The sequence below is a fragment of the Pseudomonas sp. CFBP13508 genome (assembly GCF_005233515.1).
GTDB lineage: Bacteria > Pseudomonadota > Gammaproteobacteria > Pseudomonadales > Pseudomonadaceae > Aquipseudomonas > Aquipseudomonas mercuritolerans.
The window spans coordinates 357,937-372,041 of record NZ_QFZZ01000004.1; the positions used below are offsets into that span (position 1 = coordinate 357,937).

The 14,105-nt window shown below is 60.5% G+C and carries 15 protein-coding genes; 8 read left to right on the forward strand and 7 right to left on the reverse strand.

Annotated elements, in window-relative coordinates; genetic code table 11:
• Positions 1–166 precede the first annotated feature (166 nt).
• The gene (locus PspCFBP13508_RS13820; protein WP_137214826.1) at positions 167–1,096 is read left to right on the forward strand and encodes a hypothetical protein; all 930 of its coding nucleotides are present in this window, start codon (positions 167–169) and stop codon (positions 1,094–1,096) included.
• A gap of 179 nt (positions 1,097–1,275) precedes the next feature.
• On the opposite strand, the gene PspCFBP13508_RS13825 is transcribed toward PspCFBP13508_RS13820, so the two are convergent.
• Both PspCFBP13508_RS13825 and PspCFBP13508_RS13830 read right to left on the reverse strand, forming a co-directional pair.
• Positions 1,276–1,635 carry a DUF6124 family protein gene (locus PspCFBP13508_RS13825; protein ID WP_225927629.1) on the reverse strand — a complete coding sequence of 120 codons (360 nt, stop codon included), beginning with the start codon at positions 1,633–1,635 and terminating at the stop codon, positions 1,276–1,278.
• Between the two features lie 13 nt (positions 1,636–1,648).
• The gene (locus PspCFBP13508_RS13830) at positions 1,649–2,014 is read right to left on the reverse strand and encodes a hypothetical protein (RefSeq protein WP_137214827.1); all 366 of its coding nucleotides are present in this window, start codon (positions 2,012–2,014) and stop codon (positions 1,649–1,651) included.
• Between the two features lie 489 nt (positions 2,015–2,503).
• Between PspCFBP13508_RS13830 and PspCFBP13508_RS13835 the strand changes: the two genes are divergently transcribed.
• The 4 genes from PspCFBP13508_RS13835 (at position 2,504) to hcnC (ending at position 6,254) form a co-directional block, all read left to right on the forward strand.
• Positions 2,504–3,043 carry a hypothetical protein gene (locus PspCFBP13508_RS13835; protein ID WP_137214828.1) on the forward strand — a complete coding sequence of 180 codons (540 nt, stop codon included), beginning with the start codon at positions 2,504–2,506 and terminating at the stop codon, positions 3,041–3,043.
• Between the two features lie 238 nt (positions 3,044–3,281).
• Entirely contained in the window at positions 3,282–3,596 is a 315-nt protein-coding gene (locus PspCFBP13508_RS13840; RefSeq protein ID WP_137214829.1) for a (2Fe-2S)-binding protein, read from the forward strand.
• Positions 3,593–5,002: a cyanide-forming glycine dehydrogenase subunit HcnB gene (hcnB, locus tag PspCFBP13508_RS13845; protein WP_137214830.1), complete on the forward strand. Its 1,410-nt coding sequence runs from the start codon at positions 3,593–3,595 to the stop codon at positions 5,000–5,002. The genes PspCFBP13508_RS13840 and hcnB overlap by 4 nt, the downstream gene beginning before the upstream one ends.
• A complete protein-coding gene (hcnC, locus tag PspCFBP13508_RS13850) occupies positions 4,995–6,254 on the forward strand; it encodes a cyanide-forming glycine dehydrogenase subunit HcnC (RefSeq protein WP_137214831.1) in 1,260 nt (419 codons plus the stop codon). The genes hcnB and hcnC overlap by 8 nt, the downstream gene beginning before the upstream one ends.
• 121 nt (positions 6,255–6,375) lie before the next feature.
• Here hcnC and PspCFBP13508_RS13855 read toward each other — a convergent pair whose 3' ends face one another.
• On the reverse strand, positions 6,376–8,184 hold the full coding sequence (locus PspCFBP13508_RS13855) for a monovalent cation:proton antiporter-2 (CPA2) family protein (protein ID WP_137214832.1): 1,809 nt from the start codon (positions 8,182–8,184) through the stop codon (positions 6,376–6,378).
• A 252-nt stretch (positions 8,185–8,436) separates the two neighbouring features.
• Here PspCFBP13508_RS13855 and PspCFBP13508_RS13860 point away from each other — a divergent pair, with 252 nt between their 5' ends.
• On the forward strand, positions 8,437–9,351 hold the full coding sequence (locus PspCFBP13508_RS13860) for a LysR family transcriptional regulator (RefSeq protein WP_016775221.1): 915 nt from the start codon (positions 8,437–8,439) through the stop codon (positions 9,349–9,351).
• Here the strand turns inward: PspCFBP13508_RS13860 and PspCFBP13508_RS13865 are convergent.
• Both PspCFBP13508_RS13865 and PspCFBP13508_RS13870 read right to left on the reverse strand, forming a co-directional pair.
• Positions 9,341–10,111, reverse strand: a complete 771-nt coding sequence (locus PspCFBP13508_RS13865) for a substrate-binding domain-containing protein (RefSeq protein ID WP_056789012.1) — start codon at positions 10,109–10,111, stop codon at positions 9,341–9,343. The genes PspCFBP13508_RS13860 and PspCFBP13508_RS13865 overlap by 11 nt on opposite strands.
• A 12-nt stretch (positions 10,112–10,123) precedes the next feature.
• Positions 10,124–11,416: an MFS transporter gene (locus PspCFBP13508_RS13870; protein ID WP_016775219.1), complete on the reverse strand. Its 1,293-nt coding sequence runs from the start codon at positions 11,414–11,416 to the stop codon at positions 10,124–10,126.
• A gap of 485 nt (positions 11,417–11,901) precedes the next feature.
• On the opposite strand from PspCFBP13508_RS13870, the gene PspCFBP13508_RS13880 reads away from it, so the two are divergent.
• The gene (locus PspCFBP13508_RS13880; protein ID WP_130912864.1) at positions 11,902–12,210 is read left to right on the forward strand and encodes an RcnB family protein; all 309 of its coding nucleotides are present in this window, start codon (positions 11,902–11,904) and stop codon (positions 12,208–12,210) included.
• Between the two features lie 21 nt (positions 12,211–12,231).
• Here PspCFBP13508_RS13880 and PspCFBP13508_RS13885 read toward each other — a convergent pair whose 3' ends face one another.
• Entirely contained in the window at positions 12,232–12,543 is a 312-nt protein-coding gene (locus PspCFBP13508_RS13885) for a protealysin inhibitor emfourin (RefSeq protein WP_137214834.1), read from the reverse strand.
• Positions 12,544–12,557: 14 nt separating this feature from the next.
• A complete protein-coding gene (locus PspCFBP13508_RS13890; protein WP_137214835.1) occupies positions 12,558–13,604 on the reverse strand; it encodes a M4 family metallopeptidase in 1,047 nt (348 codons plus the stop codon).
• Between the two features lie 131 nt (positions 13,605–13,735).
• Between PspCFBP13508_RS13890 and PspCFBP13508_RS13895 the strand changes: the two genes are divergently transcribed.
• Entirely contained in the window at positions 13,736–14,074 is a 339-nt protein-coding gene (locus tag PspCFBP13508_RS13895; protein WP_137214836.1) for an FKBP-type peptidyl-prolyl cis-trans isomerase, read from the forward strand.
• Positions 14,075–14,105 lie beyond the last annotated feature (31 nt).

Sequence of the window (14,105 nt, forward strand, 5' to 3'; positions counted from 1 at the left end):
CCGCAGGCGCTGACCGTTTATTGCAAATTGCACGGATCAGCGAAGTTCAAACTTTCTAACGTGTTGAAAATAAAGGGTTTATTTAGTTTCTGTAACTGGCACGGTCACTGCAATTCCTCACTAGACGAGTTGTAACACCATTTTTCATGCCTGGAGCCGTACAACAATGAATAGATCCCCTGATGGCTATTATCCTGCCTTGGAAGAGTCGAGCAGCGTGTCAGGCGTGTCCTGGGGCGCGATTTTCGCCGGTGCTGCGGCTGCCGCTGCGCTGTCGATGATTCTGGTACTGCTTGGTTTCGGCCTGGGCTTCTCGGCTGTTTCACCGTGGGCCGGAGAGGGCGTCAGCGCCAAGGGCCTGGGCATTTCGACGATTGTCTGGCTGGCTGTGACGCAGATCATTGCTTCCGGCATGGGCGGCTACATTGCCGGTCGTCTGCGGGTGAAATGGGCGAACATGCACGGTGACGAAGTCTACTTCCGCGACACCGCCCACGGCTTCCTCGCCTGGTGCGTCGCCACGCTGGTCACCGCTGTGCTGGTGGTCGGTTCGGTCAGCAGCGTCGTCAGCGGCGGTGTGCAGGCTGGGGCTAACGTCGTCGGCGGTGCTGCCGGTGCCATGAGCCAGGCTGCCGGTTCTGCCGCAGCCAATACTGACAGCGATCAGTACGGCTACTTCGTCGACAGCCTGTTCCGTGACGACCGTCCGGCAGCCGTCAGCGATGACGCCGCACGCGGCACCGTGACCCGCATCTTCGCCCAGAGCCTGGCCAACGGTCAGCTCAGCGCCGAAGACCGCACCTACCTCGCACAACTGGTGTCGCAACGTACCAACCTGAGCCAGGCCGATGCTGAACGTCGTGTCGACGAAATCTACGCCGACACCCAGAAAGCCATCGCTGACGCGAAACTGAAAGCCCAGCAAGCTGCCGACACCGCCGCGAAAGTCGCTGCCTACACCTCGCTGTGGATGTTCGTCGCGCTGCTGGCCGGTGCGTTCTTTGCCAGCCTGGCAGCCACCTTCGGCGGTCGTCGTCGCGATGCGGTCGAGTACGTTGAAGTCGACACCTACACCACTACCACTCCGGTCCGTTAAAAAGGAGAGTCACCATGCGCTCATTACTGCTGTTCTTCCTCGGCGTACCGATCCCGATCATCATCCTGATCGCCCTGTTCGTGCACTGATCCCTCTGAGGCAGGATGCCTCTGCCGCTTTCATCTTCGGGTGAAAGCGGCTTTTTTGCGTTTGGGAACTGCAAACGCAAGCTTGGCGAATCACTCGGTCGGCACGACATTATCCAGCGCTTTGTTCACGGCCAGTTCTCCCAACATGACCACTTGCGCAATGCCCAACAGGGTATTGCGCCGTGAGCCTTCGAGCATCCCGGCAAAGTCACCGAGCATCACCGTGGCGGACGCCAGGGATTCGCACGCGTTGACCAGCAGGGATTCGGTGTCGGATTGCGGGTTGACCATGAACAGAGTATTGGGGCTGTACGGCGTGGCGTTGATCCTGGCCGGCGGATTGGAAGGTGTGTGTGACATCAGCTGAAACTCCGATGAGAGCCGCTTGGTGTGAGAGAGAGCGCCACGGGGTGACGTGCACGCTGGCAGTGAGGGAGCACGCCCCCTCATACCTCGGTTGCGGCTAGTTCGACACGCGTCGGCTGTCGAGCACGCGATTGACGACCAGCTCACTCAGCATGATCACTTGCTGCAACATCAGCAGCGAACGGCGCTGTGCAGGCTCGATGACGTTGCTCATTTCGCGGGCCATTTCGTTCGCCGCAGCCAGCGATTCACAGGCTTCGAGGAGCAAAGTTTCCTCGTCCACCGTTGGGTCGACGAGAAAGATCCGGCCCGGTTGACGATTGGGAATCGTAGTCTTCAGGGTTTGCGGATCGAGATAAAAGTTGATGGCGCGAGCGGCGGCGTCTTTTATGCGCTGAGGCTCCAGAGCAGGGTCGTACGGGATCGAATCGGCTTCTGGCGGGTTTGGCGTTACTTTGAACATGGATGACTCTCTATCTTGAAGGAATGAAGAGCCGTCACTATCGCTACCAAACGAAGGGTGGCGGCCACGCGCAGGTTGGTAGACCGGTCAAGATAGTTAACCCCGGCGCTCACGAATGAGCCCCACGCATGGTCACCATGAAGAGCTGACCCTCAAAGGAGGGGCCGCTTAAAGGGACGCCATAAAACTATCAAGAAACGGGCTACCAAACCCGATCACTGTTTTGCAGTGACAGGGAAACGATATAGCCCTACCGATAGCCGTGTAAGCCGGCGGATTCTGATGCACCCGTAGGCAGCGACGCAAGGCGTTGTAGGTCCGATGCCGTAACAGCACGTGTGATTCAAACATGATCGACAAATTGCGTTTATCCACTGCGCAAGGGCCGGCATGCCTGAGCCTTTTGCTTTCGGCAACTCAACAAAGCGACAATCGGTTCGCGAAGTGCCTAGCTTCACTCCCCTGATTTTTCAATTAAGGAAGAATACGTTGGACAAGAAGGAAACCAAACGCCAGGTCAGCGAAATGCTCGATGCCGGTCGCTCGAAAACCGAGACTTTCAAGGCATTCTCCGGTGGTGCGCTGAAAGACAAGGCGCTGGCGTACCTGATCGGCTCACGCCCCGATCCGGATCTGATTGAACGCCACGCCGGCAAGATCAAGATCCTTCTTGGACTGACTTACGTTCAGGCGCTGATCGGTCTGGTGGGCGGCTATCTCCTCGGGCTGACCATCAGCAGCGGTTTCGCCATCGGACTTGGTTTGTTCGCCGGTGGCGTGCCTTTGCTTTTTGCCTGGGGTTTCTATCGCAACGCGGCCCATGCCTATACGGTGTACGTGATGCTCTCGATCAGCCAGATGCCGCGCATGTTCAAGGAATATGCGGATGACCCGATCGGTACGGTGGTCGGCGTGGCGATCACGCTGGCGATGATCTTCTACGTCGCTTGGCTGAAAAACCTGCTGTTCCCGGACCTTGCGTTGATCGGCGCAAAGAAGATCAAAGGCCAGTACGTCTTCTCCAACTAACCGTTTCCATCCCGCCATTTTCACTGGCCTGGATCAATATTTCCCCTGGCGATATCGCCTACCGTAAATGATCCGGGCCTTTGCTGAGGTATGAGCTACAGTGCTTGTCGCGCACCTTGTTGCGCTGGCGAAGTATCCGCGTCGACGTTGAAAACACAGCGATAAAAGCGTCGACGAGGCGTAGTGCAGCAAGGAGCTGTCACAACCTCAACTGAATCTTCACGGACGAACACCGTAAATGAACTGCCTAGAAAGAACCTTCGATATCCAGCCCTTGGTGCAGGCGGACATGACCGTGCACATCAATGGCCAAGCGGTCAGCGCCGCCATCGGCGAAACCGTTCTCAGCGTCATCCAGTCCCTCGGCGTGCGCCAGGTTGCACGCAACGATCACGATCAGATCAGCGGCGCCTATTGCGGCATGGGCGTGTGCCAGTGCTGCCTGGTGAAAATCAACGGTCGGCACAAACGCCGCGCCTGCCAGACCGTGGTCCGCGACGGTATGCAGATCGAAACCCGAGTCAACCGCGTCGTCGCGCAGGAGATTGTATGAGCCTGCAACCGTTGATCGTTGGCGGCGGGCCGGCGGGGATGGCGGCGGCCATCGAACTGGCGCGCCACGGCGTGCGCTGCACCTTGCTCGAAGAGGCTTCGCGCCTCGGCGGCGTGGTCTATCGCGGGCCGCTGCGTGATGGTGTGCAACTGGATTATCTCGGGCCGCGTTATTCCGAAGCACTGGACAAACTGCACGGTGAATTTCAGCAGCAGTCAGGGCTGATCGACGTACGTCTCAACCATCGCGTGGTCGGCGCTGAAGGCACTCGCGCTCTGGTGGTGCTCGATGGCGATGAACAGCTGCATGAGATCGCTTATCCGCAACTGCTGCTGGCCGCCGGTTGCCATGAACGCAGCGTACCGTTTCCCGGCTGGACGTTGCCGGGAGTGATCCTGCTCGGCGGCCTGCAGTTGCAGATCAAGAGTGGCGTGGTCAAGCCGCAAGGGCCGGTGATCATCGCCGGCACTGGGCCGTTGCTGCCGCTTGTCGCGACCCAGTTACATGCGTCTGGCGTGCGCGTCGCCGGCGTCTATGAGGCTTGCGCATTCGGCAAGATCGCCCGCGAGAGTCTGGCGCTGCTGAACAAGCCGCAGCTGTTCCTCGACGGCTTGAGCATGCTCGCTTACCTCAAGTTGCACGGTATCCCGATGAACTACGGCTGGGGCGTGGTCGAAGCCCACGGCGAGGGCGAATTGAAAAGCGTCAGCGTCGCGCCGTATTCGTCGACGTGGGAGGCGGATCTGTCGCGGGTGGAGCGTTTCGAAGCGCAGACGCTGGCGGTCGGTTACGGTTTTATTCCGCGCACGCAATTGAGCCAGCAGATGTGCCTTGATCACGGCTTCAGCGACGATGGCTACCTGCGTGCCCACGCCAATGTCTGGCAGCAAAGCAGCGTGGCGCATGTGCATCTGGCCGGCGACATGGGCGGGATCCGCGGCGGTGAAGCGGCGATGCTCGCCGGCAAGATCGCCGCCACTTCGATCCTGCTGCAACGCGGTGTGCTCGACGCCGAGCTGGCTCGGGTGCGCCGTGACCGCTACGCGAGCAAGCTCAGAGCCATCGTGCGCTTTCGTGCGGCGGTGGATCGCTACACCGAGCGCGGCGTAGGTCAGACTGCTTTGCCCGCAGCCGACACGGTGATCTGCCGCTGCGAACATGCGACCCGCGCCGACATCGATCTGGCGCTGGAGCAGGGTGTGCAAGACATCGCCAGCCTGAAAATGCGCACCCGCGTGAGCATGGGCGATTGTCAGGGGCGGATGTGCGTCGGCTATTGCAGCGATCGCTTGCGCCAGGCCACCGGACGTCAGGATGTCGGTTGGCTGCGCCCGCGCTTTCCAATCGATCCGGTGCCGTTTTCCGCGTTCCAGTCTCTCGGCACGGAGGGCGCTTGCCATGAGTAAGTTCTACGACGTGGTCATTGCCGGTGGCGGCGTGATCGGCGCGTCCTGCGCCTACCAATTGTCCAAGCGCAAAGATCTGAAAGTTGCGCTGATTGACGCCAAGCGCCCCGGCAACGCGACCCGCGCTTCGGCTGGCGGTTTGTGGGCGATCGGCGAGTCGGTCGGCCTCGGCTGCGGGGTGATTTTCTTTCGCATGATGTCGGCCAACCGCAAGCGCGAAACCCAGGGCGCAGCGGTGGCGGTGGACGCCAGTACGCCGCATATCTTGCCGGCGTCGTTTTTCGATTTTGCCTTGCAGTCCAACGCGCTGTACCCGGCGCTGCACCGCGAGCTGAAAGACAATCACGGCATGGATTGCAAGTTCGAGAAGACCGGATTGAAATTCGTGATCTATGACGACGAAGATCGGCTCTACGCCGAGCACATCGTCGGCTGCATTCCGCATCTGGCCGATCAGGTGCGCTGGCTCGATCAGGCGGCGTTGCGCGCGGCTGAACCGAGTGTCAGCCATGAGGCGCGCGGGGCGCTGGAGTTTCTCTGCGACCATCAGGTCAGCCCGTTCCGCCTCGCTGACGCCTACATGGAAGGCGCACGGCAGAACGGCGTCGACATCTTCGTCAACACCAACGTCACCGGCGTGTTGCATCACGGCACTCGCGTCACTGGTGTGCAGACAGCGGAGGCGGGGGTGTTTCACTGCAAGACGCTGATCAACGCCGCCGGCGCCTGGGCGGCGGATTTGAGCGAGTGGGCGACGGGGATTCGTATTCCGGTGAAACCGGTGAAAGGGCAGATCCTGCTGACCGAGCGCATGCCGAAAATCCTCAACGGCTGCCTCACCACCAGCGATTGCTACGTGGCGCAGAAGGACAACGGCGAAATCCTTATCGGCAGTACCACCGAGGACAAAGGCTTCGACGTCACCACCACCTACCCGGAAATCGCCGGGCTGGTGCAGGGCGCGGTGCGCTGTCTGCCGGAGCTTGTGGACGTCAATCTGAAGCGCACCTGGGCGGGGCTACGTCCTGGGTCGCCGGATGAGTTGCCGATTCTCGGTCCGATGCGTGGGGTCGAGGGTTATCTGAATGCTTGCGGGCACTTCCGCACCGGCATTCTGACCTCGGCGATTACCGGGGTGTTGCTGGATAAACTGGTGAATAACGAACCGCTGCCGCTGGATATCACGCCGTTTCTGGCGGATCGGTTTGCGGTTGCAGCCGTCGAGCCTGCGCCCACGCTGGAACTGGCCTGACCCAATCCCCTGTGGGAGCGAGCCTGCTCGCGAATGCAATCTGTCAGTGAAGTATTGGGTGACTGACACGACGCTTTCGCGAGCAGGCTCGCTCCCACAGTTGGATCTGCGCAAGGCACGATCAGGACTTGCGCGCTTCTTCTTCGAGCTGATCCGATTCAAACAGTTTGGCCAGTTCCGCCCGGGCTTCCTGGGCGGTCTGCAGGACTTTGGCGGCGTCGTCGTAGACGGCGTGTTGCGCCTCCAGCACCTGTTCGTCGTGATGCTTGAAACGCTTGATCCGCGCATCGGCCTGGGCTTGGGTCAGACCGAGGCCGACCAGCGTGCGCCGGCTCATTTCCAGGCTCGAATAATAGGTCTCACGAATCGCTTCCGCGCCGACATCCACCAGGCGATGCACGTGCTGACGGTTACGCGCGCGGGCGATGATTTTCATGTGCGGATAGAGCTTGTGCACCACTTCGGCAGTCTTGATGTTGGTCTCCGGATCGTCCGTGGCAATGACAAAATATTCCGCTTCGCCAACCTTCGCCGCGTGAAGGATTTCCGGGCGCATCGGGTCGCCGTAGAACACTGGCACACCGCCGAAGCTGCGCGACAGTTCGATGGTTTCCACCGAGGTGTCCAGCGCAACGAACTTGATGTTCTGCGCGCGCAGAATCCGCGCCACGATCTGGCCCATCCTGCCCATGCCGGCAATCACTACGCGTGGCGCTTCGGTGTCGATTTCGCGGAATTTCTCCGGCACTTCCACCGGCTGTACTTTCGGACTGACCAGCCGTGCGCAGATCAACAGCAACAACGGCGTCAGCGCCATTGACAGGGTGATGGTCAGCACCAGCAGGTCGTACAGACGCGGCTCGAACAGGCCTTGATCGCGGCCGATCTTGAACACCACAAACGCAAACTCACCGCCGGCAGCGAGGACGATGCCGAGGCGAATTGCGCTGATTTTGTTCAATCCTCCTGCCAGACGTCCGACGACGAACAGCAGCGGCAATTTCAGACCGATCAGCAGCAGAGTCAGTCCCAACACGGTGATCGGCGCGCTCAACAACAGGCTGAGATTGGCGCCCATGCCGACGCTGATGAAAAACAGCCCGAGCAGCAGGCCCTTGAACGGTTCGATCTGCGCTTCCAGCTCATGCCGGTATTCCGAGTCCGCCAGCAGCAGACCGGCGAGAAAAGCGCCCAACGCCATCGACACACCGACCAGATCCATCAGCCACGCCGTGCCGATCACCACCAGCAACGCGGTGGCGGTGGACACTTCCGGCAGCCCGGTTTTCGCCACCACGCGGAACACCGGACGCAGCAGATACCGCCCGCCGATCACCACCACGGCAATGCCGCCAAGCACCTGCAAGCTGTGACGAATATCGTCGGCGGTGCTGGTGTGGTGATCGACGCCGGCGAGCATCGGCACCAAGGCAATCAGCGGAATCGCGGCGATGTCCTGGAACAGCAGAATCGCAAATGCCAGGCGTCCATGGGGGCTGGTCAGTTCCTTGCGTTCGGCGAGGCTTTGCAGGCCGAACGCCGTGGAGGAGAGCGCCAGACCGAGGCCCAGCACGATGGCGCTGTTCAGCGGCTGGCCGAACACCGACAGTGCCAGCACGCCGATCACCGATGCGGTCAACAGCACCTGCGCCAGACCGACGCCGAACACCGATTTGCGCATCACCCACAAGCGGCGCGGCGACAGCTCCAGGCCGATGATGAACAGCAGCAACACCACGCCCAGCTCGGAGATAAGCGCAACGCTTTGCGGGTTGCCGATCAGGCCGAGCACCGACGGGCCGATGATCACCCCGGCAAACAGATAACCGAGCACAGCGCCCAGTTGCAGACGTTTGGCCAAAGGCACGGTGAGCACGGCCGCGAACAGAAACACGACAGCGGCTTGCAACAGATTGCCTTCATGGGGCATTGGAACGACTCCTGACTACGGGTACGGCGGGGGTGACAAGGATAAGGGTTCAATCAATTTGAGATCCACCAACGATCCTTGTAGGAGCTGACGAGTGCAACGAGGCTGCGATCTTTTGATCTTCGGTTACCGCCAAAAGATCGCAGCCTCGTTGCACTCGTCAGCTCCTACGACGGATCTTCATGTGCTCTGTAATAATTTGCATCAACTGGTTACATTTATAACCCCTGCGCATCAATTTCCGGAAACGCCATGGCAATCAACTTCGACCTCAACGACCTGCAAGCCTTTCGCGCGGTGGTCGAGCAGGGCAGTTTTCGCAAGGCTGCCGACACCGTGCGCCTGTCGCAACCGGCGCTGAGCCGGCGCATCGAAAAGCTCGAAGACGCCCTCGGCGTGAAACTGTTCGAGCGCACCACGCGCAAGGTCAGCCTGACCCAGGCCGGGCGCGGCTTCATGCCCAGCGTCGAGCGCTTGCTGGATGATCTCGACATTGCCTTGCTCGGCATCAGCGAAGTCGCCTCGACCCGTTTGGGGCATGTCACCGTCGCCTGCGTGCCGTCGGCGGCGTACTACTTCATGCCCCGCGTGGTCGCGCGCTATCACCAGCAGTTTCCACGGATCAAGGTCAAAGTCCTCGATTCCAGCGCCCACGATGTGTTGAGTGCGGTGGTCAATGGCGAGGCGGATTTCGGTTTGAGTTTTCTCGGCACGCAGGATGCCAAAGTCGAGTTCGAACCGCTTGTGCAGGAGTGCTACGTTGTCGCCTGTCGTCGCGATCATCCGCTGGCCGGGCGCAGCAGCGTCAGTTGGGACGAGTTCTATCAGCAGGATTACATCGCGCTGGACAAGACTTCGGGCAATCGCTTTCTGCTCGATCAGGCCTTGGGCGGGGTAGTGCCGCAGCGGCAGAGCATCTGCGAGACGCGGCATGTGACGACGATGATCGGCTTGGTGGAGGCGGGGCTGGGCGTGGCGGCAGTGCCGTTGATGGCGATGCCCGGGCCGGATCATCCGATCCTGACGCGGGTGCCACTGATCGAGCCGCAGGTGATGCGCAGTGTCGGCATCATCAAGCGCCGGGATCGCACGTTGACCCCGGCGGCACTGGAACTGGAGCGGCTGGTCGTGGAAATGCGCGTCCAGCCGCCAACGATCAACGCTTGACCGAATCCAGCCCGGTGGCCTGCACGTCAGCCTGAGCGGCCGGTGCAGCAAGGTAGGCGAGCAGGGCCTTGGCTTCTTGCGGATGCTCGGCCTTGACCGGAATGCCAGCGGCAAAACGCGTCACCGACTGTACCGATTCCGGAATCTTCGCGACGAAGCTCACGCCCGGCACCGGCAGCAATTCGCTGACCTGCTGGAAGCCCAACTGATAGTCGCCAGTGGCGACCACCGAACCGACCGGTATCCTGGCAATCATTTTCGCCTTCGGTTTCAACTGGTCTTCGATGCCGAGTTTCTTGAACAGCTGCTGCTCGATATACACGCCGCTGGCGCTGTCGGAGTAGGCCACTGACTGCGCATCGAGCAGGGTTTTCTTCAGGCCGTCGACGCTGCTGATGTCCGGTTTCGCCGCGCCTTCACGCACCACCATACCGATTCGCGAATCCGCCAGTTCAACGCGGGACGCCGGGTCGACCTTGCCCTGTTTGATCAGCTCATCAAGGGCGTAACCGACCATGATCACCACGTCGGCGTGCTCGCCGCGCGCCAGACGATTGGGAATCGCTTCCGGCGCCTTGCCCATCGACGGGCCGAGGCTGGTGGTCAGCGTGTTGCCCGTTGCGGCGGCGAATTTCGGCCCGAGGATCTTGTAGGCGGCGGTGAAACCACCGGAGGTCATCACGCTGAGTTCTTCGGCCTGGGCCGCGAAGTTGAACGCGAGACCGGCGAGCAGGGCGGTGACAGTAAAAAGTTTTTTCATGGCGAGTTTTCCTCAGGCCGCGACAGGTTGCAGACGACCACCGGCACGGCGGTACAGGTAAAGCGTGGCGCACAGCGCGCACAGCGCACCGATGCTCATCCAATAACCTGGCGCGGCTTTGTCGCCGGTGTACTGGATCAGGAAAGTCGACATCGCCGGGGTGAAACCGCCGAAGATCGCCGTGGCCAGGCTGTAGGCCAGGGAGAAACCGGCGACGCGCACTTCCACCGGCATGATTTCGGTCAGCGCCGGAATCATAGCGCCGTTGTACAAGCCATAGATGAACGACAGCCACAGCAGCGACAGCAGCATGTTGGTGAAGCTCGGCGCCTGCACCAGGAACGACAGCGCCGGATAAGTCGTGGCCAGCGCCAGCAAGGCCATGCCGATCAGTACCGGACGACGGCCGATACGGTCGGACAACGCACCGCCAATCGGCAGCCAGAAGAAGTTCGACACACCCACCAGCAGCGTCACCAGCAGCGCGTCGGAAGTGCTCAGGTGCAGCACGGTTTTACCGAAGGTCGGTGCGTACACGGTGATCAGGTAGAACGCGGTGGTGGTCAACGCGACCATCAACATCCCGCCGAGCACCACGCCCCAGTTCTGGCCGAGGGTGCGGAATACTTCGCGCATGCTCGGGCGATGTTTGCGCGCGGCGAACTCTTCGGTTTCCGCCAGATTGCGGCGCAGGAAGAAGATGAACGGGACGATCATGCAACCGACGAAAAACGGAATACGCCAGCCCCAGGCGGCCACGGCTTGCGGCTCCATCCACTGGTTCAGACCGTAGCCCAGCGCGGCAGCAACGATGATCGCCACTTGCTGACTGGCCGACTGCCAAGCAGTGAAAAAGCCTTTGCGGCCCGGCGTGGCGATCTCGGACAGATACACCGAAACACCACCGAGTTCCGCGCCGGCGGAGAAGCCTTGCAGCAACCGCCCGATCAACACCAGCGCCGGAGCGAACAGGCCAATGGTTTCGTATCCGGGCACCAGCACAATCAATATCGTGCCGCTGGCCATGATCGACAAGGTGACGATCAGACCTTTGCGCCGGCCGACGTCATCGATGTACGCGCCGAGCACAATGGCGCCGAGCGGACGCATCAGGAAGCCTGCGCCAAACACCGCAAAAGTCATCATCAGGGAGGCGAACTCGCTGCTCGCCGGGAAGAACACCGCCGCGATCTGCGTGGCGTAGAAGCCGAACAGAAAGAAGTCGAACTGTTCGAGGAAGTTGCCCGAGGTTACCCGGAAGATGGCACCGGCCCGCGAGCCGTTGGTTGGGATTGAGGCTGTCATTGAAAAGTACTCCACCGCTTTTATGACGTGCGCTACGGAGAAGCGGCGCACGGTTTTTATTGAGGTGGATGGTGGCGCAGATGTAACAATCTGTTAATTGCATTGTTGGCATGGATTGATGCGTGGAGCGGATCAATGGCTTCAGTGCTTGGCGCTTTTGTGGGAGCGAGCCTGCTCGCGAAGGCATTCTCTCAGATGGAAACGATGGCGGATGTGCCGGCGTATTCGCGAGCGGGCTCGCTCCCACAGGGGATCGGTGGTGATCAGAGAATCAGCGTCCGCCAAGTCTTGTGGGAGTGGAGCTCAGGTCAAAAACTGTGGTGTAACACCAACCCTGTGGGAGCTGCGGTGCGACGATTCGAGTTGCCAGCGATGGCGGTCTGATGGACAAGGCCTCTTACGGCCACCTCCAGCAAAAAACAAGGAATGTTTCCCGCGCCGCGCAGTCGGAGTTCAGGTACTACCTATCTGAAAGAGGTTCACCGATGAACAGCAAAACCCTAATCGCCAGCATGGCCCTCGTCGCCGGCATTGCCGGGATCACGCCCATTGTTCAAGCGGCGCAAACCTCCAGCGATCCCTCTGTGCAATCGCCGACCAGCGACCGCCAACTGAAGGTCAACGACCGCGCGCCGGAAATGTACCAGCGCGAAGACAAGGCTCTGAAGAACTGGAAAGCCAAAGGTCTGAAAGCACCGATCGAGCAGGCACAGTGGGTGCAGATCAACGACAAGTACGTAATGGTGATGATCACCAACGGCACGATTGTCGAGATGCAGCCGGTCGAGAAATAGCTTGACCGCGGGGGAGAGCGTTTACAGAAGCTCTCCCTTGTCCCACAGACTCACTAATTCCCCCGGCGCCCGATCCTCCGGCACCTTCAACACCATTTCCCCGGACTGATAGCGCACTTCAATCTGGTAGAAGCGCTGATCCCCACGTCCCGATTCGCTGCTATCGAGTGGCAGGCAACCCTCAAGCACCGAGCAGATCCTTGAACGCTGACTGATATCGCACTGGGCAAATTCGATTTCCCGTGGGCGGCTCAGGCTGTGAATCGCTGCAACGCCACCCTGGCGAGATACGCGCAAAACGGAATCTTTATCCAGCTCGGGTAGCGTTTTCATACAGCCTCCTCGGATTATTCGATACCGACCTGTGCCCAGGCTTGCTGCACTGTGTCGGCTGCTTCGGTGCCGAAGCGCCGGTCAGCGTGGTCGATCGTCAGTTTCGCGAACGCGTCGAACGTTGCGTCCTGTTTCAAACGGTCATCACACAGCGTGTCGTACCAGACGCGTCCGGCTTTTTCCCAGGCGAAGCAGCCAAACGCTTGGGCTGCCAGGTAAAACGCGCGGTTGGGAATGCCGGAGTTGATGTGTACGCCACCATTGTCTTCGCTGGTGATGACGAACTTGCGCATGTGATCCGGTTGCGGATCCTTGCCCAGCATCGGGTCGTCGTATGCCGTGCCGGGGTGCGACATCGAGCGCAGGCCCTTGCCTTGGATCTGTGGCATCAGCAGGTCGGCGCCGATCAACCAGTCTGCCTGCTCGGCGGTTTCGCCGAGGGTGTATTGCTTGGTCAACACGCCGAATACGTCCGAGAGCGACTCGTTCAACGCGCCGGACTGGTTGGCATAAATCAGCCCGGCTTCGCTTTCGGTGACGCCGTGGGCCAGTTCATGGCCGATGACGTCGAGCGAGCGAGTGAAGCGCTGGAAGATTTCGCCATCGCCGTCACCGAAGACCATCTGCGCGCCGTTCCAGAATGCGTTCTCGTAGCCCTGGCCATAATGCACGCTGCCGATCAGCGCGAATCCCTGATTGTCGATCGAGTCGCGACCGAGCACCTTCCAGAAGAAATCATAGCTGGCGCCCAGCGCATCGTAAGCCTCGTCGACCGCCGGGTCCCCCGATGCCGGCTGGCCCTCGAGGCGCACCGGCATGCCCGGCAAGAGCATTTTGTTCTGCGCATCATGCACGCTGCGCCGCGCCAGGCCAGGCTTGCTCGCCTCCGGCAGAATCGCCCGCGCCGGCGGTTCCGAAGGGCGACCGGGGTTGGGCAGCAGGCTGCGCACGTGGTTGAGCGTCTGCATCGCGGCGTTGCGCTGCGGCTCGGAACCGTGAGCAATGATGCGGTTGAGAATGTAGGGCGGGATGAAACTGCGCAGCAATCGAGAGTCGGTCATCTAAGCATCCTTGTCGTCATACGATGTCGATACACATGTGAGCGGCAAGGCGTGTTTTCGGTTCCATGGATTGCCATCGACGCCGGATTCTGCGAAAAACGCCGCCTGCGAACATCTCGAGAGCCAACGACATGACAGACGAACTGCAAATCATCGACCTGCAACCGGGCGACGGCAAAGCCGCGGTGAAAGGCGCGCTGATCACCACCCAATACACCGGCTGGCTGGAAGACGGCACCGAATTCGACTCGTCCTGGAGCCGAGGCAAACCGTTTCAGTGCGTGATCGGCACTGGCCGCGTGATCAAAGGCTGGGATCAGGGGCTGCTGGGCATGCAGGTCGGCGGCAAACGTAAATTGCTGGTACCGGCGCATCTGGGATACGGCGAGCGGACCATGGGTAAGATTCCGCCGAATTCGAATCTGGTGTTTGAAATTGAGTTGTTGGAGGTTTTGACGCGGGAGGATTGAGGTCTGAGGAACGTGCGTCTGGATGAAGCCA

Excerpts from the sequence above, each read along its gene's own strand:
- PspCFBP13508_RS13820 (WP_137214826.1), top strand. The coding sequence starts at position 167 with ATGAATAGATCCCCTGATGGCTATTATCCTGCCTTGGAAGAGTCGAGC.
- PspCFBP13508_RS13825 (WP_225927629.1), bottom strand. The coding sequence starts at position 1,635 with ATGAGGGGGCGTGCTCCCTCACTGCCAGCGTGCACGTCACCCCGTGGC.
- PspCFBP13508_RS13830 (WP_137214827.1), bottom strand. The coding sequence starts at position 2,014 with ATGTTCAAAGTAACGCCAAACCCGCCAGAAGCCGATTCGATCCCGTAC.
- PspCFBP13508_RS13840 (WP_137214829.1), top strand. The coding sequence starts at position 3,282 with ATGAACTGCCTAGAAAGAACCTTCGATATCCAGCCCTTGGTGCAGGCG.
- hcnB (WP_137214830.1), top strand. The coding sequence starts at position 3,593 with ATGAGCCTGCAACCGTTGATCGTTGGCGGCGGGCCGGCGGGGATGGCG.
- hcnC (WP_137214831.1), top strand. The coding sequence starts at position 4,995 with ATGAGTAAGTTCTACGACGTGGTCATTGCCGGTGGCGGCGTGATCGGC.
- PspCFBP13508_RS13855 (WP_137214832.1), bottom strand. The coding sequence starts at position 8,184 with ATGCCCCATGAAGGCAATCTGTTGCAAGCCGCTGTCGTGTTTCTGTTC.
- PspCFBP13508_RS13860 (WP_016775221.1), top strand. The coding sequence starts at position 8,437 with ATGGCAATCAACTTCGACCTCAACGACCTGCAAGCCTTTCGCGCGGTG.
- PspCFBP13508_RS13865 (WP_056789012.1), bottom strand. The coding sequence starts at position 10,111 with ATGAAAAAACTTTTTACTGTCACCGCCCTGCTCGCCGGTCTCGCGTTC.
- PspCFBP13508_RS13870 (WP_016775219.1), bottom strand. The coding sequence starts at position 11,416 with ATGACAGCCTCAATCCCAACCAACGGCTCGCGGGCCGGTGCCATCTTC.
- PspCFBP13508_RS13880 (WP_130912864.1), top strand. The coding sequence starts at position 11,902 with ATGAACAGCAAAACCCTAATCGCCAGCATGGCCCTCGTCGCCGGCATT.
- PspCFBP13508_RS13885 (WP_137214834.1), bottom strand. The coding sequence starts at position 12,543 with ATGAAAACGCTACCCGAGCTGGATAAAGATTCCGTTTTGCGCGTATCT.
- PspCFBP13508_RS13890 (WP_137214835.1), bottom strand. The coding sequence starts at position 13,604 with ATGACCGACTCTCGATTGCTGCGCAGTTTCATCCCGCCCTACATTCTC.
- PspCFBP13508_RS13895 (WP_137214836.1), top strand. The coding sequence starts at position 13,736 with ATGACAGACGAACTGCAAATCATCGACCTGCAACCGGGCGACGGCAAA.